This is a genomic window from Roseibium sp. AWQ4_290 (assembly GCF_056160985.1).
The window spans coordinates 52,865-76,417 of sequence record NZ_JBSWYG010000018.1 but is presented as its reverse complement, the minus strand read 5'-3'; the positions used below and the strand labels follow the sequence as shown (position 1 = coordinate 76,417).

Here is a 23,553-nt window from a genome sequence, read left to right as displayed (position 1 = left end):
ACCCGTTGCTGTTGCGGCGCGCGGATTGATATAAACTCCCCGTGCCGCCCTTCACGCCCTGCGGGCGTCCCCTCTCCTTCAAGGCATCTTCATGACCGGACAAATTGCACGGCTGATTCTGGCAAGGCTTGGCATCGCCGTCATCACGCTCTTCATTGTTTCCGTGGTGGTTTTCGGTGCAACGCAGCTGCTGCCCGGCGACGTGGTTGAGATACTTCTGGGTCAGGCGGCCACCCCCGAAGCGGTGGCGGGCCTGCGCGAAGCCATGCATCTCAATGATCCGGCCATCATCCGCTATGGGAAGTGGCTGACCGGCCTGTTTCAGGGCGATCTCGGCACCTCCTATGCCAACAACATGGACATCTGGGAGCTGATCGATTCCCGCCTGGCCAACACCTTGCGCCTCGCCGGGTTGACCACCGCCATTGCCGTGCCCCTGTCCCTGGCCCTGGGCATCATGGCGGCCGTCTATCAGGGCTCGCTGATTGACCGGATCGTGACCTCTTCAATCATATCAGTCGTTTCCATTACGGAATTCATGATCGCCGCAACCGCGATGCTGATCTTCTCCGTCTGGCTGAAATGGCTGCCCTCCATTTCTTTTGTCGATGAGGCGACCGGTGTCTTCGGTCAGCTGAAAGCCTATGCCATGCCGGTCATGACGCTGGTGGTGGTTGTCTCGGCCCAGATGATCCGCATGACACGGGCTGCGGTGATCGAGGCGCTGAAGATGCCCTATGTGGAAATGGCGCTTTTGAAAGGCGCCTCCCGCGCGCGCATGGTCATTCACCACGCCTTGCCCAATTCCATCGGCCCGATTGCCAATGCCATGGCGCTCTCCCTGTCCTATCTCCTGGGCGGCGCGATCATTGTTGAAACTGTCTTCAGCTATCCGGGCATTGCCAAGGTGATGGTGGATGCAGTGGCCACCCGGGACCTGCCGCTCATTCAAAGCTGCGCCATGATCTTCTGCTTCGGCTACCTGTTCCTGATTACCTGTGCGGATGTGATCGCCATCGTGGCCAATCCGAGGCTTCGCAAATAATGACCGTAACCCGCCTTTTTGCCCCTTTTGCCGGATACCGGTTCAACACGGTCGGCATTGTGTCGGCCTGCATCATCCTGTTCTGGATCCTGATTGCGATCATCGGTCCGGCTTTTGCGCCTTATGAGCCCGGCGAGATTGTCGATTTCATCTATTCTCCCTTCGGGCCTATGACACCCGAGTTCTGGATGGGCTCGGATGATCTGGGACGTGATGTCTTTTCCCGGCTGATCCACGGGGCCCGTTATACGGTTGGCATCTCTGCTGCCGCCGTCCTGCTGGCAAGCTTCGCCGGGGTGACGCTGGGCATGGTTGCTGCGGTCACCGGTGGCTGGTTCGACACGATCCTCAGCCGGTTTCTTGATGCGCTCAACTCGATCCCGTCCAAGTTGTTTGCGCTGGTTATTGTCGCAGCCACCGATTCCACCATTCCCATTCTGATCGTGCTTCTGGCGGTCATCTACACGCCCGGCAGCTACCGCTTTGCCCGCTCGCTCGCGGTCAACAGCAACGCCATGGACTATGTCACGGTGGCTCGCGCCCGGGGCGAGCGGACCTTTTATCTGATCACGCGGGAGATCTTTCCCAACATTCTGGGGCCGGTTCTGGCGGATCTGGGCATGCGTTTCGTGTTCATCGTGCTGCTGTTGTCCAGCATGTCCTTCCTCGGCCTTGGGGTTCAACCGCCAAATGCGGACTGGGGCGCCTTGGTGAAGGAAAGCATGGGGGGACTGAATTACGGCGCCCCGGCCGTCATCTTCCCCTGCCTTGCCATCGCCAGCCTGACCATTAGCGTCAACCTTCTGATCGACAACCTGCCCGTCAAGATTCGGGATCGGAGTGACTGATGACACCGCTTATCGACGTGCAGGATCTCAAAGTCGGGGCGCGGACCGATTCCGGCCGGGATATCGAGATCATCAAGGGCATCAGCTTTTCCATTGCCAGGGGCGAGATTGTCGCCCTGATCGGGGAAAGCGGATCGGGCAAGACGACCACGGCACTGACCCTGCTCAACTACACCCGCTCCGGCTGCGCGATTACCAGCGGCAAGATCCTGTTTGAAGGCCGCGATCTGGTGCAGCTGGACGAAGAGGCCTGCCGGGAGCTGCGCGGCACGGATGTTGCCTATATTCCTCAAAGCGCTGCGGCTGCTTTCAATCCGTCCAAGCGGCTGATCGACCAGGTGGTGGAGGTGGCCCGCATCCACAAGCTGATGCCTCCGGCGGCGGCGCGGCAACGGGCTGTGGAGCTGTTCCGGGCACTGGCCCTGCCCAGCCCGGAAACCATTGGCAACCGGTTTCCGCATGAGGTTTCCGGCGGTCAGCTTCAGCGTCTCGCAGCAGCGATGGCAATGATCGGCGACCCGAAATTGATGATCTTTGACGAGCCTACCACCGCGCTGGACGTGACCACTCAGATCGAAGTTCTGCGGGCCTTCAAGGATGTAATGAAAAAAGGCGGCATGTCGGGGGTCTATGTCTCCCACGATCTGGCGGTTGTCGCCCAGATTGCCGACCGCATCATCGTTCTGAAAAACGGGGAAATCCAAGAAGAGGGGCCGACGGAGTCGATCCTTCATGAGGCCAAGCACCCCTATACCCGCGAATTGCTGGCCGCTTTTGATCCGGTCGCTTATGTGGCCCCGGAAATCGATGCGGCGCAGGAGCGCCATCCTGTTGTGGAAGTGGAAAACATCATTGCCGGCTATGGCGCGCTTGGCCGGGACGGCAAGCCGGCCAAGGTGGCGCTGAACGATGTCAGCCTGCGGCTCGCCCGGGGGCACAATCTTGGCGTCATCGGCGAAAGCGGGTCCGGCAAGTCGACCCTTGCCCGCTGCATTGCCGGTCTGCTGCCACCAGTCTCCGGCAATGTGCAGCTCGACCGCCGGGAGCTTTCCCCCAATGCGCGCCAGCGCAGCAAGGAAGAGCTGCGCCGGATGCAGATCGTCTTCCAGCTGGCCGATACGGCGCTCAACCCGTCCTGTTCTATCGAGGAGATCCTGGGCCGCCCCCTGACCTTCTACCACGGCCAGCGGGGCAGCGCCCGCTCGGCGCGGGTCGATGAATTGCTGGATATGGTTCATCTGCCGAAAAGCCTGCGAAACCGCCTGCCGGGCGAATTGTCCGGTGGCCAGAAGCAGCGTGTCAATCTGGCCCGGGCGCTTGCTGCCAATCCCGAAGTGGTTCTGTGTGATGAAATCACCTCCGCCCTCGACACGGTGGTGGCGGCGGCGGTGATCGACCTTCTCAAGGAGCTGCAGCGGGAGCTGGACCTCTCCTACATCTTCATCAGCCACGACCTGTCAACGGTTCAGGCGATCTGCGATCAGGTCATGGTGATGCATAATGGTGCGGTGGTGGAGGTCCTGGCAGCCGAAGATCTGCCTCATGGCGCGGCGCATCCCTATTCCAAGGAGCTGTTTGCCTCCGTGCCGAAACTGGATACGGGCTGGCTCGACAGCCTTCCGGTCTCAGTCGCCTGACCCGGAAAGCGGCCTTGCCGGGTCGCAAGGGTCAGGTTGCAAAAATGCGGTTTAGCGGCAGGTGGGATTTCACGAAAGGGGATTTGATCACCACGAAGCTGAAATATTTGTCGATGCCGATTTCCATGTCGATTAGCCGTTCCATGATTTGCTGATAATCGCCGATGCTCGCGGTGACAAATTTCAGCAGATAGTCATAGCCGCCGGAAATGAGGTGGCATTCGACGATTTCCTCAACCTTTTCGGCCGCGCGCTGAAACTGTTCGAAATCCATCTTGCGGTGGTTCTTCAAGGTGACCTCGGTAAAGACGGTCACGGTCGGCCCGAGTTTGGCAATGTCGATCTGGGCGGAATAGCCGGTGATGAAGCCTGCTTTTTGCAGCTTTTTCACCCGCACCAGACAGGGGCTGGGCGACAGGTGTACAAGCTCGGCCAGTTCCACATTGGTGATCCTGCCGTTCTTCTGCAATTCATGCAGGATCCTGATGTCGATCCGATCAAGCTTCATGGTGTCCTCGAAATACCGGTACGCCAATCTAGGCATTTTCTTTTGATAAGGCAAATTGGCTTAGGGTGTTGTATTTTAAAGATTAATTATTTTTGTTAGATGTGTTTCTGCTCTGGATGCAAAAAAAGGCGACAGAAAATGCTGCGCTCTGATCATCTCCGGCATCATCCCGACCTCAAAACTCCTAAGGTGGCGGAAAAGGAGAGCTGAATGCCCGCACCGCTGCTGCATATTCAAACCCGGTCCAGTTTGCCGGAAGAAGCCGACGCCGTGATCATCGGCGGCGGCATTGCAGGTGTCTGCGCGGCCTATTTTCTGGCCGAACGGGGCTTGAAGGTCGTTCTGGCGGAAAAGGGCCGCATCGGCGCGGAACAGTCGTCGCGCAACTGGGGCTGGTGCCGCCAGCAGAACCGGGATGCCCGGGAACTGCCCATGGCAACCAAAAGCCTGGCGCTCTGGGACAGGCTGTCTGAAGACGTCGGCCCGGCCCTCGGGTTCAAGCGCTGCGGTCTTCTTTATCTGTCCAACAACGAGGCGGAGCTTGAGGCCTGGGCAAAATGGCGCGATTTTGCGGCCGGGGAAGGGGTGACCACCCATGTCTTGAGCGCCAGGGAAGCCGCTGAACGGGGCAAGGCGACCGGCAAGGCCTGGAAAGGCGGGGTGTTCTCGCCCAGTGACGGCATTGCCGATCCGGCAAGCGCAGCCCCGGTCATTGCGCAGGGCATTGAAAAACTCGGCTCAACCGTCTTGCAGAATTGCGCCGTGCGCGGTCTGGAACTGGAAGGCGGCCGGGTCGTTGGCGTCGTGACCGAACAGGGTGTGATCAAAACCCGAACCGCCGTGATGGCCGGAGGCGCCTGGGCTTCCAGCTTCTGCCGCCAGCTCGGCATCCGCTTCCCGCAATCGGCCGTGCGGTCCTCCATCCTGGCCGTGTCAGCGGCAGAGGGCATTCCCGATGCCCTGCACACAACCGAGGTTTCGCTGACGGCTCGGGGCGATGGCGGCCACACCCTGGCTGTGTCCGGCAATGCACGGGTGGATCCCACCCTTCAAATGCTCCGGTTCGGCTCCAGCTTCCTGCCCATGTTCCTGAAGCGCCGCCGGTCTCTTGCACCCGGCGGGCTGCAAGCCTTGAGGGCGGGGCACGAGACCCTGTCCCGCTGGGCGCTTGACAAGGCAACCCCCATGGAGCAGATGCGCATCCTTGACCCGGCGCCGGATCAGGGCCAGATCCGCAGGACGTTCGAACGGGGGCAGGCTTTGCTGCCTGCGCTGCAGGCCAGCCGGATCACGGCATCCTGGGCCGGGTATATCGACAGCACACCGGATGGGGTTCCGGCCATTGGAGAGACCGAAATCCCCGGTTTTGTGCTGGCGGCCGGGTTCAGCGGCCATGGGTTCGGGATCGGTCCCGGGGCCGGGCATCTGGTTGCCGACCTGATCACCGGGGCCGAGCCGATTGTGGATCCGGTGCCCTATCATCCCTCCCGCTTTGCCCGGTCTTCGTGGGGCAAGGTCGCAGACTTTTAGCGCCGGACACGCCTTCTCATGATCCCCACCCTTTCCACTGTTGCCAGCGACACCAAGCTGCCGGAGGCTGTCGATGTGGTTGTCGTCGGCGGCGGGATCGCCGGTGTGGCGGCCGCCTGGCAGCTTGCCTTGCGCGGGACCCGCGTCGCCCTGGTCGAAAAGGGGCTCATTGCCGCAGAACAATCCTGCCGCAACTGGGGCTGGTGCCGTCAGCAGAACCGGGATGAACGCGAATTGCCGCTGGCGATCCTGGCTTTGAAAATGTGGGAGACTTTGGCGCAGGACACCGGAGCGGATCCCGGCTTCCGCCGCAGCGGTCTTGTCTATGCCAGCCACAAGGAAAGCGATCTGGCCGCATGGGAAAGCTGGGGCCAGATGGCCAAATCCTACGGGTTCGACAGCAGGCTGGTCACGCCCGCGCAACTGAAAGACCTTTTACCGGGCAATACGGGCCAGTGGCTCGGCGGGGTTCATTCGCCTACGGACGGGCGCGCCGAACCGGCTCTTGCAACGCCGGTCCTGGCCGCAGCCGCCCGCGCTGCCGGAGCGCTCCTCTTTCAGAATTGCGCCGCCCGGGAGATTGAATTCAGCGGCGGCAAGGTGTCGGGCCTGGTCACGGAAAACGGCTTGATCCGCTGCCAGTCTGTGCTGGTGGCCGGTGGTGCCTGGGCGGGCATGTTCCTGCGCCATCACGGGGTGCCGTTTCTGCAGGCCTCCATTCAGTCCACGTCTCTGGCCACAGTGCCAAGCCCGGAGATCCTGTCCGGCGGGGTCTCCATGCCGGATCTGAGCATCCGGCGGCGCACGGATGGCCGCTATACAATCGGCCTGAGCGGCTTTGCAATCCTGCATCTGGCGCCCATGGGTGTCCTGCAATGGCGGCCCTTCTGGCCAACCCTCGTGGAGCGCTGGAAGAAAATGAGGGTCACCGTGGGCGCATCCTTCTACAAGGGCCCCGACGCCATGCGCACATGGACGGCGGACAGCTGTTCGCCTTTTGAAGAGACCCGGGTGCTGGACCCCAAGCCGGATGCCCGCTCAGTCAAACGCGGCCTGCAGGAGCTGGCACAGGTCTATCCGCAGCTGGCCGGGGTCGGGGTGGATCACACCTGGGGCGGTATGGTCGATTGCACACCGGATGCAATCCCGGTTATTTCGCCGGTTCAGGCTAAACCGGGCCTGTTTGTTTCAGCCGGATACAGCGCCCATGGTTTCGGCATCGGCCCGGCGGCGGGAAAACTGGCGGCCGATCTGATCCGGGGGGATACACCGTGTGTCGATCCGGCTCCGTTCCGATATGAGCGCATGATCGACGGCACGGATCTCGGCTCCATGGGCATGATCTGATACCAACCTCAATAGATAGGAACCGATCTGACGGTGTTTGGGGACTGTTCGGCAAGGAGCAGGTTGCAGGGCGATATGGTTTATCGTTCAAAACCTGGGACGCAGCTGAACAGTCCTCAAACACGGCCTCGGTGGCCTGCTCCGGCCCGCCGGACTGCGTTGCGCCGCTTGAACGGCCAACCAGGCCGTCCTGCGCAACGCGCCTTGACGGCCAAGCCGGACCAGCGCCATCAGATGGGTTTCTATCTAGTGAGGTTGGCATGAGGCAAGACCGGCTGGGTGCCGAAGCCGTTCAGCCAAGCGCCTGATTGATCAGGGAAAAGGTGGTCACCGGGCCCTGAGCAGGCGGTTCGCCCATGGTCATGGTGGTCACCGTGTCGTAAAGGCCGATGCCGGCAGAACTCAAGAACGAGCGCAAAGGTCCGTCTTCCGCCTCGGCCCGCGTGTCGAGCCGGGCAAACTTGCCTTCCAGGGCGGCCACATGGGGCTGGATCAGGCGGATCGCATCCTCTTCGCTTTCCGCAACCACCGGGCCAATCACATGTCCCCGCCCAAAGGGGCGGCGCAGGGCAAAGCCGGTGACCTCGCCATTGATGTCCAGAACAGTGCCTTCGGACCGGGCAAGAACCTGTTCCATCACCGCGCCGCGCCCGGCACCATAGGCGGCCGCGTCCAACGCAATGATGGCGGCTGTGTCACCCGCTGCCAGAGGGCGGGCGCCGCCGCTTGAATCCGGGACGCTGTGCACTATGCCATTGTGCTGAAACACGGTCTTGCGCGGTACAAAGTCCAGCGACAGATACAACCGGTAGGCTGCCTTGGTGGCGTTGAGGATCTTGTTGCGCTGTGCGGTTCTGGCCAGAATGTGCTGCATCAGCCAGTGTCCGGCGCCATGGTCCTGCAGCCGGGGCGATGTGATCACCATCCCGATGGACGCCATATGCTCGCCAAAGGGAAACCACATGGCCGATCCCAGAATGCGTTCAATCGGGTCCCGGGTGACGTAGCCTTCTCCCAGATCGAACAGCATGGCCCAGTCATGGGCGCGGTGCGGCCAATTCACACCGATGGAGAGTTCATGCAGCTTGGGAAGATCCTCTCTCGTCATTTCTGAAAGGGTCAGCAGATAGCTGTCCAGCAGCTTGGTTTTTGCGTCCTGCACTCTCGGGCTCCGTTCAAGTCATGACCCAGCCTAACAGCTCAGAGCCGCATTTGCTGCTTAAACGGCCGCTCCCAGCGGCATCTATGTCACGGAAAACGCTTTAAAACCCGTTTTTGCCGCAGCCGGTTTCCCTTTGCGGCCCGTTTGAGGCTCAACGCCGGAAGGGCTCTGGCTTTCTGGCGCAATCAGGTCAAGCCAGAGAATGCTGGCAGCGCAGGTGTTCCGGCGATTATTGAAGAAAGCAACGGGCGCTATGTCGAGGCGAAAGTATTAATGTATTCATTATCGGGGAAGTGTCTTAAAAAAGAAACAGTGAGAGTATTTTCATTTCATAACGACAAGTAAAGATTGTGATTTTTCTAATCTGAAATAGTTTGTCGCGAATTTGTACTGTATAGACCACGGCTGCGACTGAAAAGGGCGCGGTGAGTGCAGCCTGTTGTGCGGACACAGTCCGAAGTTGGTTTTGAAAGAGCGAGCGATTATCCCACAATGTCGACCGTAAACAGCAGTCTTGTACGTGTGGTGGTGTTTGTTCTGCTTCTCATTGGGGCTCCCCGAGCGGTGCAGGCAGATGCGGATGCGGTGGTTGCAGGTGGTGGCAACGCCTATATCAAGGAGCTTGTCGGCGCGATTCTGAAACGGACCGAGGGGCCGGGGGCGGCAAAGCCCCGAACGCTTGGGGGCGCTCCAGCCTCGCGAGAACGCTTGCTGCTGGAGCTGATTTCAGGAGAAAATGTCGAATTTGTTGCCGTCGCCACCAAACGTGAATGGGAAGAAAAGCTGATCCCCATCCGCATTCCCTTGCGCAAGGGCTTGCAGGGATACCGGCTCTTTTTCACCCGCAAGCAGGATCTGCCCATTCTGAAGGGTATTCACAGTCTGGAGCGCCTGAAGGCCCTGCCCATCGGGTCCGGATCCCAATGGTCGACAACGGCGGCGCTGGAACAGGCCGGGTTTCGGGTGGTCACGGCACAAAACCGGGCGAACCTTATGAAGATGCTGGCGCTCGGCCGGTTCCGTATCTTCGGACGCGGCCTGGACGAGATCTTTCACGAATATGAGGCCAGTTCCAGGACCTACCCGGATATCGTGATCGATCAGCATCTGGCGCTTTATGCTCCGACCCCCAACTATCTTTTTGTCACCCCGAAACGTCCCGATTTGGCCGAGCGCCTGGAGCGGGGCTTGCGGGAGCTGATCGCGGACGGCACGTTTGACCGGATCTTCCAGAAACATTTTGCCGACGACATCGCCAGGGCGAAGCTGCACAACCGGACCATCTTCAAGATCCCCAATCCAAATACCGGGCCACAAACCCCTTTCGGCCAGAAAGAACTCTGGTACCAGCCCGCTGAATTCAGGCCAGAACACTTGCGCTTTGGGCCGCAGACTGAAGCCGGCGCGCACTGAGGCCTGTCTTTTGCAGCAAGTCCATGTCAACAAGGCTTGGCCCGTTTCGGTCTTGACAGACAGGGACGGGCTGCAATGATGGCGCACCTTTACCGTTTTCACCTGTCTTGAGCGTTTGCAGACTTAAAGAGCCTCCCCTTTTGCGCATCCTGTCTCTGATACTGGCCTATGCTGTTTTCCTTGCGGGCATCCTTCAGATGCCCGGCGCAGTGCTGTCGCTGGAAAACGGGACGCTCACCTATGTGATCTGCCAGGGCGGAACGCTGTCAACGGTGGAGGTTCAGGACCCGGACGACGGTCCGCAACAGGGCGGGTTCCGTACGCTCTGTGATGTGTGCCTGAACCAGCTTCAGGCACTGCCGGTTGCTGAGGCCCTGGCGGAGCCGGATGGTCCGGAGCAGGATGCTCAAGCTTCGCCGGTCCCTGTCAGCCACAGTCCCGCAGATGAGGGCCGCGGCAGTCTCGGTCCAAGGGCGCCACCCTTAGCGGTCTGACAGCCCCTTCCTGCGAGCGCGCACCACGTTCCAATGGGGCTAAACCGTTTTGTCTTTTGCGCTGCGCTGTCTGATGTCTGGCAGCGAAAGGCAAACCCGATAAAAAAGCGACTTGCTTTCGCCTGATCTTTCAAGGACCTTCCATGTTCAAACCCGTTCTGGCGGCGCTGCTGGCGTCTGCCTCTCTTGGCCTTGCCACACTTCCGTCCGCCTCGGCCGAAACCCAGTTGACAATCGCCGTCAAAGCCGACCGCTACAGCGTCAAACCGGACAAATTCACCTTCACAACCGGGCGGCCGGCCGCGCAGATTGCCGAAACCGCCGTCAAACCGGATGCCAATTTCAATCCGGGCCCGCTCCTGTTCAAGTCCTGGGAGTACAAGGACGGGGTCTACACGGTGGAGCTTCAGGAGGGAGTGGTCTGGTCCGACGGCACACCGTTCAATGCGGACACTGCGATTGCCGCTTTCAAGCTCTATGACCACAACAAATCGGACTTCCTACAGCTTGACCAGGATAGTTTTCAGAAACTGGGCATGCACACAATCTCCTTCCGCTCCGAAGTGGAATCCGCTTTGGTCATTGAAAACATGACCCACCGGGGCACGTCGCTGTTTCTGCCGTCTGAAACCCATACGGAAAACCCGGTCGGCACCGGCCCGTATCTTCTGGAAAGCTATGAACCGAAACAGCAGATCACGGTTGTGCGCAATCCGGACTATTGGGGCGAGAAACCGGCCGTTGGCAAGATGACCTTCCGTTTCATCAGCGATGACAATGCCCGCCTTCTGGCCTTGCAGAACGGGGAGGTGGATGTCATCGGCGAGGTGACACCGCAAATGATGCTGTCCATGCCGAAGGATGGCTCGGTGGTCTTGAACCAAAGCCGCCCGATCCGCTATGCGGCACTCATGTTCAACATGAAAGGGAAAGCCCCTTATGATATCGGCAGCGATCTGAAGGTACGTCAGGCTCTGGCCTATGCCATCGACCGGGACACGCTGGCCGAGGTGCTTTACGGCGGATATGGCAAGCCGGCCAGGACGATCCTGCCGGGCTGGATGTTTGACCTGGGCGACGATCATGCCAAGGGATTTACCTATGATCTGGAGCGGGCGAACGGCCTGCTGGACCAGGCCGGCTGGAGCATGGGGGCCGATGGGGTACGTGAAAAGGACGGCCGCAAACTGAAGCTGCGTCTGGTCGCCGCCTATCCGAATGTCTCCACCGTCAAGCCGATGCCGGAAATGCTGGAACAGATGTTCGCAGCCATCGGCGTGGCCATTGATCTTGTCGAGGTGAGCGATAGCGGCGTCTATAACGACACCTATTTCGGGCCGGGCGAAGCGGACCTTTATCTGGAATTTGCCTCCAACAACAACACCGACCCGACCTACCTGCTTTATAATGTCTTCACCACCATGAGCCCCTGGGGCTATGCGGTGACGTCACCGGGCGGCAATGTGGACGAGTTGGCCCGCAAGGCTCGGGTGGCCAAGAGCCGGGACGAGGTCATTTCCCTGGTGCGGGAGGCTTACCGCTCCGTGGTGGATGAGCATGTGTCCACCATTCCGATCCTTCTGGTGCCGAATTTCACCCTGTCGCGGCCGGGCGTTACGGTGCCCATGTCGGAATATGCCGACTGGATCGACTACGGCAACACCGCCATCGCAACCCAGTGAGTTCCGGCGGCCCCAAGGTCTGACCTTTGGGGCCGGTTCCGGGGGCTGAAACAAGGGGGGGAGCGGTCATGACCCTTTTCATCCTCAAGCGGTTGGCCTCGGCGCTGCCGACCCTGATCGGCATGTCCTTCGTGGCCTTTGCCATTGTGGCACTGGCGCCGGGCGATCCGGTCACGCAGGAATTGCGGGCTTTCGGGGTGGTGCCGAAACCGGAGGATATTGCCGCCCTGAAAGCTGAATACGGTTTGGACAAGCCGTTTTTCGAGCGCTATCTCGCCTGGCTCGGACGGGCGGTCCAATTTGATTTCGGTACTTCCATTGCCACGGGGCGGCCGGTCATGGCGGAGATCCTCCTGCACCTGCCGGCGACCCTGCTGCTGTCCTTGAGCGCGCTTGGCGGGGCGATTGCGCTGTCCCTCGGGCTTGGCATTGCTGCTGTCTGTAGCGGGACGGTCTGGGGCGGGGTGTTGCGGACCGTCACCATTTTGCTCGTCTCGGTTCCCTCCTTCTGGCTGGCGCTTCTTCTGATCCATGTCTTTGTACTCGGGCTCGGCTGGGGGCGGCTTGTGGGCCAAGGCAGCGCGGCGGATCTTATTCTACCCGCCCTCACATTGAGCCTTGCCAGCGGGGCAACCCTTGGCCGGGTGGTGCGCGAACGCATTCTTGCGGAGATGTGCCAGGACTATGTCCGGCTGGCGATCGCCAAGGGTCTGGCTCCGGCCACACTTCTTGTCCGCCATATCTTCCCGCAGATCATCGGCCCGCTGGCGACGGCCTGGGCCAGCAGTTTCGGCGCTCTGTTGGGCGGAGCGGTCATTGTGGAGAGCATTTTCGGCTGGCCGGGCCTGGGCCAACTGGTGCTGCAGGCCATCGGTCAGCGGGATTTTCCGGTGATCCAGGCCTATCTGGTGCTCGGCGGGCTGGTCTTTTTTCTAACCAGTCTGGCGGCAGATATCACCGTGGCTCTGGCCGATCCCCAGGTGAAACGGACCTTGACCCATGGCACGTAACACAGGCCTTGCCGCGCCGCGGCCCTGGATTTCCTTGAAGGCTGGCCGATCGGGGTGCTGGGCCGGGCTCGGGATCCTCTGTTCCTTTGTTGTGCTCTGGCTGGCCGGTCCGTTTCTGCCCTTGCCAGCGCCTGAAAAAATGGATCTTCTGGCCCGCCTTGCCCCGCCATCCGTGATCCATCTTCTGGGAACAGATCACTTGGGCCGGGACGTTCTGGCCCGGATCATTGCTGCCATTCCGGTGTCGCTGGGGGCCGGGCTGCTGGCAACCGGCATTGTCTTTGCCATTGCCCTGCCCTGGGGACTGGCGGCGGGGCTTTCCGGCGGGCGGGTGGATGCGCTGATGATGCGCTTTGCCGATATCATCATGGCCTTTCCCACACTCATTTTGACCCTCGGCGTTATCGGTTTCATGGGCGCTTCGCTTGAGGCGGCCGTGGCCGGTGTTGCGGCGGCCTGGTGGCCAGCCAATGCCCGGCTAGTCCGGGCGCTGGTTCTGTCTGCCCGGGAAAAAGACTATGTGAAAGCAGCCCGGTTGTGCGGGGCCTCACGGGTGCAGGTGGTGCTGCGCCACATACTGCCGCAGATCCTGCCGCCGCTGGTTGTTGTGGTGTCGCTGGAAATGGCGTCGGTGCTGCTGGCCCTTTCAAGCCTGAGCTTTCTGGGTATCGGCGCCCAGCCCCCCATGGCCGAGTGGGGCGCGATGCTGGACGAGGCACGGCCGTTTTTTGCCAGTGCGCCGCATATGCTGCTGGTCCCGGGCGCGGCGGTCACGCTAGCGGTCCTGGCGTTCAACCTCATCGGCGAAGGGCTGCGCGATCTTCTGGATAAACGGGAGCCCTATCAATGGTAACCCCGGTTCTTGAGGTGAAGGATCTGACCGTCACGACATCGGCCGGACAGGCTCTGCTGGACCGGATCGGCTTTCAGTTGGCGCCGGGCGGACGCCTGGGCCTGATCGGGGCGAGCGGCAGCGGCAAATCCATGACGGCTGCGGCACTTTGCGGCGTGTTGCGGCCGCCACTTCAGGTCCAGTCAGGACAGGTTCTCCTGAACGGCCGTGATATTATGGCGCTTGACGCAAAAGCGTGGCGGGCGGTGCGGGGCCAGTCGGTGTTCCAGATTTTCCAGTCGCCGGGAACGGCTCTGTCGCCCGGGCTGCGCATTGCCCGCCAGCTGGAGGAGGCCGCCCGGCAGGCGGGCCGGGACAGTCTGGCGCCTGTGGGTCAGGCCCTGGAGGCGGTTCGGTTGCCGGAGGATGTGCTGCGCACCTATCCTTATCAGCTTAGCGGCGGCATGAAACAGCGGGTGCTGATCGCCATGGCGCTGATCCTGCGGCCCAAGGTTCTGATTGCCGATGAACCGACAACCGGGCTCGATGTCCTGACTGAGCGCGACGTGCTCAAGGCGCTGAAGGTCATGCTGGACGAAACCGGCGCGGCATTGCTTTATATCAGCCACGATCTGCGCGCAGTCCGCCAGGTAGCGGCAGACAGCCTGGTCCTGTCCAAAGGGCAGGTGGTGGAAACCCTGGCGCTGGATCAGTTGGACCGGGCCGTCTCGCAGGAGGGGCAGGCGCTGGCCGCTGCGGCGCGCGAATTGGGATTTGGAAGCGCGGTTTTGGACAGGCCTGGCAGGATGCGGGGGGCGCCATGCTGACGGTCACCGGGCTTTGCAAGGCGTTCCGGGGCAGCGTGGTCCTGAGGAATATTGATCTGGAGCTGCGCCAGGGCAACGTGATGGGGCTCATCGGCCGTTCGGGCAGCGGCAAATCGACCCTGGCCCGGTGTCTTGTCGGCCTGGAGCGGGCCGACAGCGGATCGGTGGCCCTTGGGGGGCGCAAGATCGCACCTGGACAGGGTGATGCCCGGCGGCGGATCCAGTATCTGTGGCAGGATCCGGTTCAGGCCCTCAGCCCGTTTTTGAGTGCCCGGGGCACGGTCCTGGAAACGCTGAACGGGTTCCGCATCGGGGCGGCACGCGGGCGCAAGCAGCGGGCGGAGCAGCTGTTGCAGGATCTTGGCATCGGGGGCGCGCTGCAGACCCAGCGTCCGCATATGCTGTCCGGCGGCCAGTGCCAGCGGGTTGCGCTGGCCCGCGCCCTTGCGGCAGAGCCGGATGTGCTCATTCTGGATGAACCGTTTTCGTCGCTTGATCTGGCAACTCAGGTCACCACCATGGAGCTTCTGGAAACACTCCTGCAGGACCGTGCCCTCGCCGTCTTGATCATCAGCCACGACCTTGCGCCTCTGCTACGGTTAAGCCACCGTATCGCAGTGCTGGAGGCGGGCAGTCTAGCGGAAGATCTGCCAACGGCCCGCTTCCTGGACAGGGCAAGCCACCCCCTGTCACGGGCCTATGCGGCACAAGCAGGGCGGGCGCTGGCGGCAGTGGCTGCCCCTGGTGTGGGCTGAGACGGACTGTCATCCGCCTCCAGCAGCTTTCAATCCGGGCTTCTGATCAGAGCTTCGGCCTCGATTTCAACCCGGTGATCCCCAATCAGGCCGGCCACAACAACCAGCGTGTTGGCGGGTTTGATATCCGCAAACACGCGGCCATGGGCGCGGGAGATCTCCAGGACATCGTCGTCATCGACAATATAGATGCGGGTGCGGATCACATCTTCCGCTGCGCCCCCGAGGGCGGCCACCGCAGCCAGGATCTTGTCGAGAATAAAGGTTGTCTGGGCGGCCGCATCGTCCGGTGCAACGGCCCGCGCCGCGCCGGCCACGGCGGTTGTTCCGGAAACGAGAATCCGGTTGCCGATCCGGTGCGCCCGGCAATAGCCCGCAATCTCTTCCCAATCCGATCCGGTGAGCACCTGCTGCGCGTCGGTGCGGTGCGGTGCCTGGGCCGCGCTATGCGCCCGGGGCATTTCGGCCAGGTGGTGGCTCAGATCGCCCGATGCGGTCAGGAAAGGCGGGCGCCGGTATTCATCGCCGCAATCGCCCGGCACCATCTGCGTTCTTGCAAAGGCGCGATCGAGACGGTTCAGGTCTTCATCGTCCAGCATGAAGGAAAACAGTTTGGTGTTGTCGGCAATATGCTCGCTCTCGCCTAGCCGCGCCCCCACGATCACTCCGGCAACGGCTGGCTGTTGCAGCACCCAGCGGGTGGCGACATTGGCCAGGGAGACACCATGCTTCTGGGCAATGGTACCTGCGGCTTGCAGGATTTCCTGGAAACCGTCCCAGCCGCCGGCCGCGTCTATGAAGCGCTTGTATTTCATTTTCGACCAGTCGGAAATCCCGCTGGGGTCCGGCGTACCTAGCCAGCGCTGGGACAGGAAGCCGCCGCACAATGTGCCATAGGCGAGCAGCTTCACATCTTGTTGCGCGCACAGCTCCGACAAGGGCCCAAGGGCGCGCCGGTCAACCATGGAAAAGGACACCTGGTTGGTGACCAGCGGGATGCCATCGGCAAGCGCCAGGCGCAAATGGGCGGCGTCGAAATTGGTGACCCCGAGGGCCTTGATCATGCCTTCATCCCTCAGTTTCCTGAGTTCGTGCAGTGCGTCCAGCCAGGCCGGATGCTCAAAGCTCCACCAGTGGAACTGAAGCAGGTCGATGCAGCTGGTGCCCAGCCGGTCGAGGCGCTCCTCGACACCGGCCCGGACCACTTCCGCCGTCATCGGGCCCGGTTCCGGGCACCATTTGGTGCAGATCTGCGGTTTTGCGGGATGCCCGTCCCGAGCCAGCAAACGGCCGCAGATGACTTCCGCGCTGCCATAGTGGTCGGCCATGTCGAAGGTGGAAAATCCGGCTTTCAGATATGGCTCCAGATGATCGGCGCCCCGGTCCGGGTCGATCGGTCCGCGATCCTTTTCAATGTCGGCGACTTGCCAGAGGCCGGTCAGAACGCGGCTGATCTCCAAACCGTCTGCGAGGCTGTGGCGCTGCGGGGTGGCGGTCATGCAAATGTCCTTCAGGTTTCAGGAAGCAGCAGCTTGAAGCTGCGTTCAATGTCGAGGGTGAGCGCCTCTTGGGCAGCAGCCCGGTCTTTGCCGCGCAGGGCGGCGATGATCTGCTCGTGGTGAATATGTTCTGGCATCCTGACGGCGGCCTGCTCCTTGACCACCAGATTCAGGAAGGCGCCATATTGCAGCCAGAGCGCTTCCACCAGCGGCAGGATCACTTTGGAACGCGCTTGCCTGTAGAGGCTGAAGTGAAAGGCGTAATTCAGGGTCAGGTCAGGTGTGCTGTCCTTCGCGCGCGGGGTGGCGATGATGGCCGCAAGCGCATCGATCCCGGCCGGATCGATATGGTCCATGGCCTCATCCAGCAACAGGCATTCCAGGGCCAGGCGAGCCCTCTTGAGTTCGCGCATCCGCTCCGCATCAAAGGCGGGCACGGCAAGCGTCCGGCTGGGCGTATCGATCAGCGCACCTTCCGCCACCAGGCGGCGCACGGCTTCGCGCACAGGGGTCATGGAGGTGCCGAGCTGGTCGGCCAGCGCGCGCAGGCTCACGGTTTCGCCCGGTGCAAAGGCGCCGCGTGTAAAGGCCTCCCTCAAGGCGTTGTAAACGCTCTCCCTCAGTTTGGACTGGTCTATCGGGGCGATTTTCGGCTCATTCATCGCTCTGCCCTCTGTTTGGCGTCCGCTTCTTGTCTTGACATTGAAATTTTGAGACATAGTATAAAATATCACAGATCACAATCAAGGCGCCAAGACAAAAAACCGGGGAGCGCAGTGGCTGACAACAGTGAGGAGAAATCCGGAACGCCTCCGGCGGGGGCGGACGACGGGTTCTGGCTATATGACCTGAAGGTCGAGACCGTGCTGGACGGCCGCACGCCGGTCTGCCGCCATGTGGAAGGCGAAAGCTTTGCCGTGGAGGGCGAGGCGCTTGTGTTTTCCGCCGGGCAGCGCGTGTCCATGTATGCGCTTGCGGCGGTCCTGCCGCTTTTGCCCGCAAAGCAGCGGGACACACACCCGGCCGACTGGATGACCACCGACGCCGAGGTCGCCTGTCCCGATCCCCATTGCGGCGGCCGCTTCAAAATCACCCGGACGAAGAAGCGCTGGTTCTCTCACGCGGAAACCACCGGCCTGCCCGGGGCGCGCAGCACCCCTTACTGGCAGAAGGATGAGGCCGAATGAGCGCAGAAACCGCAGAGCTGCGGCCCGGCCATGCAATTTCCCGTGTCATCAAGGGTGGCTGGCAGCTGGCCGGAGACCATGGTCCGGTGGACCCTGCCTCGGCCATTGCCGACATGGAAGCCTTTGTGGATGCTGGCATCACAGCCTTTGATTGCGCCGACATTTATACGGGCGTGGAAGAGATGATCGGCACCTTTATTGCCGATCTGCGCCGCAGGCGCGGAGGAGAGACTGCCAGCCGGGTTCAGGTGCACACGAAGCTGGTGCCGGATCTGGAAAGGCTGGCGGATCTTCAGGATCATGAGGTGGAGGCGATTGTCGACCGGTCGTTGAAGCGGCTGCGCATCGACCGGCTTCATCTGGTGCAATTCTACTGGTGGGACACTGGGATCGGCGCGCCTGTCAAGGCCATGGAGGCTTTGAAGCGCTGCCAGGACACGGGCAAGATCGCCCATCTCGGGGTCACCAACTGGGATGTTGCCGACACAAGGCCGTTTCTGGACGCGGGCATCGATCTGGTGTCGACCCAGGTGCAATATTCCCTGCTCGACCGGCGCCCGGCGCACACCCTGGTGCCTTGGTGTGCGGAAAATGATCTGCAGCTTCTGTGTTACGGCACATTGGCCGGGGGGTTCCTGACAGAAACCTGGCTCGGCCAGCCGGACCCGGGCTTTGTCTTTGACAACCGGTCTTTGGTGAAATACCGGCTGATCATTGATGAATTCGGTCCCTGGTCCGCTTTTCAGGAGCTTCTTGAACTGTTGCAGGACATCGGCGCGCGCCACGGCGTGACGCTCAGTTCCGTTGCAACCCGCTGGGTGCTGCAGCAGCCCCGGGTCGCCGCTGCCATTGTAGGGGCGCGCTATGCCCGGCATCTGCCGAAGACCCTTGAGGTGTTCCGCTTCCAGCTCGATGACAGGGACCTGGGCCAGATTGCAGCTCTTCTGGCCCGGGCTCCCGGCCCCCAGGGGCCCGTCTTCGGGCTGGAAGGGGACCGGGCCGGGCGCCATGGCCGGATCATGAAATACAATCTCAACACCCGGCCGGATGACAAGGTACTGGGGGCCGCTGATGGCTGAACCGATCCTGCAGCTTGACGGCATCAGCCGGTCTTTCGGAGACTTCCAGGCGGTTGACGGGGTCACGCTCAGCATTCGGACAGGCTCGATCACCGGCCTGATCGGCCCGAACGGGGCCGGAAAATCAACGCTTTTCAATGTGCTGGCCGGGGATCTGGCGCCAACCGGCGGCCGGATCGCTTATTTCGGCACGGATATTTCGTCCTTGCCGCCGGACCGCCGATTCGCGCAAGGGCTGGGCCGCACGTTCCAGATCCCCCGGCCTTTCAAGCGCATGAGCGTTCTTGAAAATGTCATGCTGGCGCCCTTGAACCAGAGCGGAGAAACCCTGTGGGGGGCGGTGTTCGGACGGGGCCGGATGCGCATCCAGGAACAGGAGATCCGCCGCCGGGCGCTGGAGGTTCTGGATTTCGTGACCCTGCTACCCCTTGCGGATCAGCCCGCGGGCAAGATTTCCGGGGGCCAGATGAAACTTCTGGAACTGGCCCGGGTGCTGATGGGCGATCCCAAACTCATCCTTCTGGATGAACCGGCGGCCGGCGTCAATCCGGCGCTGACCGAGATCCTGATCGGGAAGATCGAGGAATTGAACCGGACCGGCAAAACCTTCCTGATCATCGAGCACGACATGGATTTTGTTATGCGCCATTGCGATCCGGTGATTGCACTGGCGGAAGGCAAGGTGGTCTTTGAAGGCAGTGCCAAGGACGCCCAGTCCAATCCACTGCTGCTGGATGCCTATCTGGGGGCACCCGCCGATGTCTGACGCCGTGCTGACCATTGACCGGGTCACGGCAGGCTATGTGCCGGATCTTCCCATCTTGAGCGATGTTTCCCTGACCGCGCAAAGGGGCAAGATGACCGCCATCATCGGGCCGAACGGGGCGGGCAAATCCACATTGATCAAGACCGTTTTCGGCCTGCTGCCGGTCAGCAGCGGCGCGATCCGTATTGAGAGCCGCGACATCACGCAGGAGACGCCGGACCGGATGACCGGGGTTGGCGTTGCCTATGTACCCCAGACGGACAATGTGTTCCGGACCCTGACCATCCAGCAAAATCTGGATCTAGCCCTGAAAGGACAAGCTGACCCGCCCGCCAGATTGGCAGAGCTTTTCCAGCGCTTCCCGGTGCTGGCAGACAAGCGGGTGCAAAAGGCCGGCTCCCTTTCCGGAGGCCAGCGGCAGTTTCTGGCCGTCGCCATGGCTTTGGCGGCCGTGCCCCGAGTGATCCTGATGGACGAGCCTTCCGCAGGCCTGTCGCCCAAGGCGGCCGAAGAGGTGCTGGATCACGCCAAGGCGCTCACGGATCAGGGGGTAACGATCCTGCTGGTCGAACAGAATGTGAAACAGGCCCTGCGCCGCGCCGATCATTGTTATGTGCTGGCTGAAGGCCGCAACCAGCTTGACGGACCGTCCAGGAGCCTGTTGGAAGACCCGGCTCTGGGCCGCATTTATCTCGGCGGTGAAAGGCGGGGCGTGGCATGATACAGCATCTTGTTGACGGGGTCCTGGTCGGCTCCTACCTGTCCCTTGGCGCCATCGGCCTCACACTTGTGATGCATATCTTGCGTTTCGCCAATTTCTCCCATGCCGAACTGCTGTCCGTTGGGGCCTATTGCGCGCTTGTCTTTGACAGGTTGTTCGCCGCGCTCACTCCGGTCCTGTCTGAAAAACTCGGCGGCCTCTCGCTCACCGGTGCGCTGCTACTGGCCATGCTGGCCTCCATGGTCCTGACCGGGCTGACGGCGGTGTTGATTGACAAGTTCATATTCAAAAGGGTTCGGGAGAAGGGCGGGGAACTCTCCATGGTGTTTGCGTCGTTCGGCATTTCTCTTGTCATCCGCAATGTCATCGGCCTGATCTTTGGCCTGTCAGGGGAGCTTTATTCCCGCGACATTGCCTTTGCCATGGTCCTGTCCCGTGATCCGTTGCTGCTGGTCAAGCCCGACCAGCTGTTTGTGCTAGCGGCAGCGCTTGTTCTGATGCTGCTGCTTTATCTTGTGCTGTCGCGCACCACATTCGGCTTTGCCCTGCGCGCGGTTGCGGAAAATCCGGGGCTGGCCCAGGTGCACGGGGTCAGTCTGAAACGCATGGTGATGGTGGTCTGGCTCATTGGCGGCGGGCTCGGCGCGGTTGCCGGGGTGTTTTACGGCCTCAGCTATCAGATCACGCCGGTTATGGGCCGGGATCTGGTCCTGCCGATCTTTGCCGCCACCATTGTCGGCGGCATCGGCAGCATCTACGGGGCAGTTCTGGGCGGTTTTATTGTGGGCATTGCCTCAAACCTGGCCTTGCTCCTTTTGCCCTCCGGCTACAGCCCGTCGGTGCCGTTCCTGATGATCCTCGCTGTGCTGTTGATCCGCCCCAACGGGCTCTTCGGGGAGGCCCGGGCATGATCGGCATTGCTTCCTATCTGATTTTCTTTCTCACCGTTGCCGCCATTTTGGGGATCGCCGTTCTGGGTCTGAACCTCCAATGGGGCAATACCGGCCTGTTCAATGGCGGCGTCGTCGCCTCCTTCGGGGCCGGGGCCTATGGCACGCTGATCCTGGGCGGGGCCCCGCAGGCCGGCCAGCTGGGCGGGTTCGGCCTCTTTTATCCGCTCGCGCTTTTGGGCGGCATGGCCTTTGCCGGGGGGCTGGCCTGGATTGTGGGCAAGCTGACCTTGCGCCTGCGCCACGATTACTTGGCCATTGCCACTTTCGGTGTGGCGGTCGCCTTTGAAAATGTAGTGCGCAACGCCACTGCGCTCACCGGCGGGGCTCAGGGCATTCGGGGGTTCGAGCGCCCTTTCCAGGCGCTGCTCGGGGATGGGTTTAGCTACAATCTGGCCTTTCTGATCTGCGTTCTGGGAATTCTGGCACTGGTTTTCCAGTTTCTGGAGCGCTTGACCGTGTCTCCGTTCGGCCGGCTACTGCGCGCCATCCGCGAGGACGAGACCGCAGCACAGTCTCTGGGCAAGGCGCCGGACCGCATTCGCCTCCTGTCTTTCGTCACAGGCTCGGTCATCATTGGCCTTGCTGGCGGGCTGTACGGCACCTTCTATGCTTTTGTCAGTCCACAGGACGTTCTTCCCATCCTGACCTTCCAGATCTGGGCCATGCTGATTGTCGGCGAGGCCGGAAACACGAAGGGCGCCCTGGCCGGGGCCTGCCTCATATGGGGCGCCTGGACCTTTTCGGGATGGGGGCTGTCACGCTTCGCGCCTGTCGAAGCCCAGCTCTACACCGGATCGATCCAGTTCATCCTGATCGGCCTGGTGATTGTCGGCATGCTGCTTTGGAGGCCGCAGGGCCTTTTTCCCGAGCAGCTGGTCGTTTCCCAACCCGGCCAGAACCGGGAGAAGTCAAAAGTAGAGGGGTTCACATGAAGAAGTCACTTATCTTTGCCGCTTTTGCGGCAGGGGTCTCCGCGTTGAGCACCGGTGCCCAGGCCCAGGACTGCACCACCAAAATAGGCGCCACCCTGCCGACCTCCGTCGATTGGGGCCGCCCGATTGCCGAAGTCGCCCAGTTTGCGATCGATCAGGTCAACGAGGCCGGTGGCGCGGCCGGCTGCAAGATCGAGATGGTCCTGCGCGATACCCAGGTTGATCCCAAGGTCGGCGTGGATGCTGCCAAGGCACTGGTCGATCTGGAAGGGGTCAAGCTGCTGCTTGGGGCCGTTTCCTCCGGCGTGTCCATGCCGATCCTGACCTCGGTCACCGGTCCGTCAGGCGTCATGCAGATGTCCTGCTGCTCCTCTTCCACCGCCTTCACCAAGCTGGCCGAGGACGGCAAGACCAAGGGTCTTTGGTTCCGAACCTTTGCCACCACCGCCGTACAGGCGGCCATGGGGGCCAAGGTGGCGGCGGATAACGGCTATAAGAAGATCGCCATTTTGTACAAGAATGACGACTGGGGCCAGGATATGGCCCGGCTGATTGCCGCCGATTTCGCCGCCGACGGCATTGAGGTGACCGCGTCCGTGGCCATCAACGACGCTCAGCCCTCTTACCGGGCCGAGGTGACCAAGGCCCTCACCGGCCAGCCGGATGCGCTCTATCTGGCGCTTTATCCCAATGAGGGCACGTCGGCCGTGCGCGAATGGCTGTCCCTTGGCGGCACGCAGAACATGATCCTTGCCAACTCGCTGAAATCCGACGAGTTCCGGGACAATGTCGGCCTGCAATATCTGGGCAAGGCCCTGGGAACGGACACGGCCTCGCCGCGGGTTGCCAGCGCCGATGCGTTCAAGGCTGCCTATGAAAAGAAATTCGGCTCCGAGCCGAACGGACCGGGCCTTGCCAACAGCTTTGATGCGGCCATGATCTCGCTTCTGGCCATGGAAGCGGCCGGCAAAGAGGCGTCCGGCGCCGAGATCGCTGCCGCCGTTGCCAAGGTCACGGACCCGGACGGAACACCGGTGACGGCGGATGTAGCCGGGTTCAAGGCAGCCAAGGCGGCCCTCGCGGAAGGTGGCACGGTCAAATATCAGGGCGCGACAGGCGATGTGCGGTTTGACGCCAATGGCGATGTCTCGGCTCCGGCCGTTGTCTGGAAGTTCTCCGAAAGCGGCACGGAGGAGGTGGAATATCTCTCCCTGGCCGAGGTGGATGCCTATATCGCCACGCTGAAGAAGTAAGACCGCCGCCCTTGAAAAACCTTCAGAGCTGCCCGGCGCTGAGCGCCGGGCGGTTGTTCATAGGGTTTGACCG

At 61.7% G+C, this 23,553-nt stretch carries 23 protein-coding genes; 19 read left to right on the top strand and 4 right to left on the bottom strand.

The window, feature by feature from the left end; translation table 11 throughout:
• The first annotated feature begins 91 nt into the window (after positions 1–91).
• From ACXAH0_RS18155 to ACXAH0_RS18145, 3 genes are read left to right on the top strand one after another with little or no spacing between them, the layout of a single operon-like run.
• Positions 92–1,045 (top strand): ABC transporter permease, encoded by a 954-nt coding sequence (locus ACXAH0_RS18155; RefSeq protein ID WP_475193828.1) that lies wholly within the window; start codon positions 92–94, stop codon positions 1,043–1,045.
• A complete protein-coding gene (locus ACXAH0_RS18150) occupies positions 1,045–1,893 on the top strand; it encodes an ABC transporter permease (protein WP_475193826.1) in 849 nt (282 codons plus the stop codon). The genes ACXAH0_RS18155 and ACXAH0_RS18150 overlap by 1 nt, the downstream gene beginning before the upstream one ends.
• The gene (locus ACXAH0_RS18145) at positions 1,893–3,530 is read left to right on the top strand and encodes an ABC transporter ATP-binding protein (protein ID WP_475193822.1); all 1,638 of its coding nucleotides are present in this window, start codon (positions 1,893–1,895) and stop codon (positions 3,528–3,530) included. The genes ACXAH0_RS18150 and ACXAH0_RS18145 overlap by 1 nt, the downstream gene beginning before the upstream one ends.
• Before the next feature lie 31 nt (positions 3,531–3,561).
• Here the strand turns inward: ACXAH0_RS18145 and ACXAH0_RS18140 are convergent, their stop codons facing one another.
• Positions 3,562–4,038, bottom strand: coding sequence for an Lrp/AsnC family transcriptional regulator (locus ACXAH0_RS18140; protein WP_475181605.1), 477 nt, complete (start codon positions 4,036–4,038; stop codon positions 3,562–3,564).
• A gap of 210 nt (positions 4,039–4,248) precedes the next feature.
• On the opposite strand from ACXAH0_RS18140, the gene ACXAH0_RS18135 reads away from it, so the two are divergent.
• The gene (locus ACXAH0_RS18135; protein ID WP_475181327.1) at positions 4,249–5,568 is read left to right on the top strand and encodes an NAD(P)/FAD-dependent oxidoreductase; all 1,320 of its coding nucleotides are present in this window, start codon (positions 4,249–4,251) and stop codon (positions 5,566–5,568) included.
• An 18-nt stretch (positions 5,569–5,586) separates the two neighbouring features.
• On the top strand, positions 5,587–6,915 hold the full coding sequence (locus ACXAH0_RS18130) for an NAD(P)/FAD-dependent oxidoreductase (RefSeq protein WP_475193817.1): 1,329 nt from the start codon (positions 5,587–5,589) through the stop codon (positions 6,913–6,915).
• Between the two features lie 292 nt (positions 6,916–7,207).
• On the opposite strand, the gene ACXAH0_RS18125 is transcribed toward ACXAH0_RS18130, so the two are convergent.
• On the bottom strand, positions 7,208–8,077 hold the full coding sequence (locus ACXAH0_RS18125) for a GNAT family N-acetyltransferase (RefSeq protein WP_475193813.1): 870 nt from the start codon (positions 8,075–8,077) through the stop codon (positions 7,208–7,210).
• 492 nt (positions 8,078–8,569) lie between these two features.
• Between ACXAH0_RS18125 and ACXAH0_RS18120 the strand changes: the two genes are divergently transcribed.
• The 7 genes from ACXAH0_RS18120 (at position 8,570) to ACXAH0_RS18090 (ending at position 15,090) form a co-directional block, all read left to right on the top strand.
• A complete protein-coding gene (locus ACXAH0_RS18120; RefSeq protein WP_475193810.1) occupies positions 8,570–9,490 on the top strand; it encodes a substrate-binding periplasmic protein in 921 nt (306 codons plus the stop codon).
• 140 nt (positions 9,491–9,630) lie between these two features.
• Complete coding sequence (locus ACXAH0_RS18115; protein WP_475193807.1) at positions 9,631–9,984, top strand: DUF2946 family protein; 354 nt, start codon at positions 9,631–9,633, stop codon at positions 9,982–9,984.
• Between the two features lie 143 nt (positions 9,985–10,127).
• A complete protein-coding gene (locus ACXAH0_RS18110; RefSeq protein ID WP_475193804.1) occupies positions 10,128–11,666 on the top strand; it encodes an ABC transporter substrate-binding protein in 1,539 nt (512 codons plus the stop codon).
• A gap of 68 nt (positions 11,667–11,734) precedes the next feature.
• On the top strand, positions 11,735–12,676 hold the full coding sequence (locus ACXAH0_RS18105; protein WP_475181343.1) for an ABC transporter permease: 942 nt from the start codon (positions 11,735–11,737) through the stop codon (positions 12,674–12,676).
• A complete protein-coding gene (locus ACXAH0_RS18100) occupies positions 12,666–13,529 on the top strand; it encodes an ABC transporter permease (RefSeq protein ID WP_475193803.1) in 864 nt (287 codons plus the stop codon). Before ACXAH0_RS18105 ends, ACXAH0_RS18100 begins: the two co-directional genes overlap by 11 nt.
• Positions 13,523–14,335, top strand: coding sequence for an ATP-binding cassette domain-containing protein (locus ACXAH0_RS18095; protein WP_475193798.1), 813 nt, complete (start codon positions 13,523–13,525; stop codon positions 14,333–14,335). The genes ACXAH0_RS18100 and ACXAH0_RS18095 overlap by 7 nt, the downstream gene beginning before the upstream one ends.
• On the top strand, positions 14,329–15,090 hold the full coding sequence (locus ACXAH0_RS18090; RefSeq protein WP_475193794.1) for an ABC transporter ATP-binding protein: 762 nt from the start codon (positions 14,329–14,331) through the stop codon (positions 15,088–15,090). Before ACXAH0_RS18095 ends, ACXAH0_RS18090 begins: the two co-directional genes overlap by 7 nt.
• A 29-nt stretch (positions 15,091–15,119) precedes the next feature.
• On the opposite strand, the gene ACXAH0_RS18085 is transcribed toward ACXAH0_RS18090, so the two are convergent.
• The gene (locus ACXAH0_RS18085; RefSeq protein ID WP_475193789.1) at positions 15,120–16,589 is read right to left on the bottom strand and encodes an aldo/keto reductase; all 1,470 of its coding nucleotides are present in this window, start codon (positions 16,587–16,589) and stop codon (positions 15,120–15,122) included.
• 11 nt (positions 16,590–16,600) lie between these two features.
• Positions 16,601–17,251 (bottom strand): GntR family transcriptional regulator, encoded by a 651-nt coding sequence (locus tag ACXAH0_RS18080; RefSeq protein WP_475181364.1) that lies wholly within the window; start codon positions 17,249–17,251, stop codon positions 16,601–16,603.
• A 114-nt stretch (positions 17,252–17,365) separates the two neighbouring features.
• Between ACXAH0_RS18080 and ACXAH0_RS18075 the strand changes: the two genes are divergently transcribed.
• Genes ACXAH0_RS18075 through ACXAH0_RS18045 form a run of 7 tightly spaced genes read left to right on the top strand, consistent with a single transcriptional unit; the run spans position 17,366 to position 23,480 of the window.
• A complete protein-coding gene (locus ACXAH0_RS18075; protein WP_475193786.1) occupies positions 17,366–17,776 on the top strand; it encodes a TIGR04076 family protein in 411 nt (136 codons plus the stop codon).
• Positions 17,773–18,855 (top strand): aldo/keto reductase, encoded by a 1,083-nt coding sequence (locus ACXAH0_RS18070; protein WP_475193782.1) that lies wholly within the window; start codon positions 17,773–17,775, stop codon positions 18,853–18,855. The genes ACXAH0_RS18075 and ACXAH0_RS18070 overlap by 4 nt, the downstream gene beginning before the upstream one ends.
• Complete coding sequence (locus ACXAH0_RS18065) at positions 18,848–19,621, top strand: ABC transporter ATP-binding protein (RefSeq protein WP_475193778.1); 774 nt, start codon at positions 18,848–18,850, stop codon at positions 19,619–19,621. Before ACXAH0_RS18070 ends, ACXAH0_RS18065 begins: the two co-directional genes overlap by 8 nt.
• Positions 19,614–20,342: an ABC transporter ATP-binding protein gene (locus ACXAH0_RS18060; protein ID WP_475193771.1), complete on the top strand. Its 729-nt coding sequence runs from the start codon at positions 19,614–19,616 to the stop codon at positions 20,340–20,342. The genes ACXAH0_RS18065 and ACXAH0_RS18060 overlap by 8 nt, the downstream gene beginning before the upstream one ends.
• Positions 20,339–21,253: a branched-chain amino acid ABC transporter permease gene (locus tag ACXAH0_RS18055; protein WP_475193765.1), complete on the top strand. Its 915-nt coding sequence runs from the start codon at positions 20,339–20,341 to the stop codon at positions 21,251–21,253. The genes ACXAH0_RS18060 and ACXAH0_RS18055 overlap by 4 nt, the downstream gene beginning before the upstream one ends.
• On the top strand, positions 21,250–22,227 hold the full coding sequence (locus ACXAH0_RS18050) for a branched-chain amino acid ABC transporter permease (protein ID WP_475193760.1): 978 nt from the start codon (positions 21,250–21,252) through the stop codon (positions 22,225–22,227). Before ACXAH0_RS18055 ends, ACXAH0_RS18050 begins: the two co-directional genes overlap by 4 nt.
• Positions 22,224–23,480 (top strand): ABC transporter substrate-binding protein, encoded by a 1,257-nt coding sequence (locus ACXAH0_RS18045; protein ID WP_475193755.1) that lies wholly within the window; start codon positions 22,224–22,226, stop codon positions 23,478–23,480. Before ACXAH0_RS18050 ends, ACXAH0_RS18045 begins: the two co-directional genes overlap by 4 nt.
• Positions 23,481–23,553: the final 73 nt, after the last annotated feature.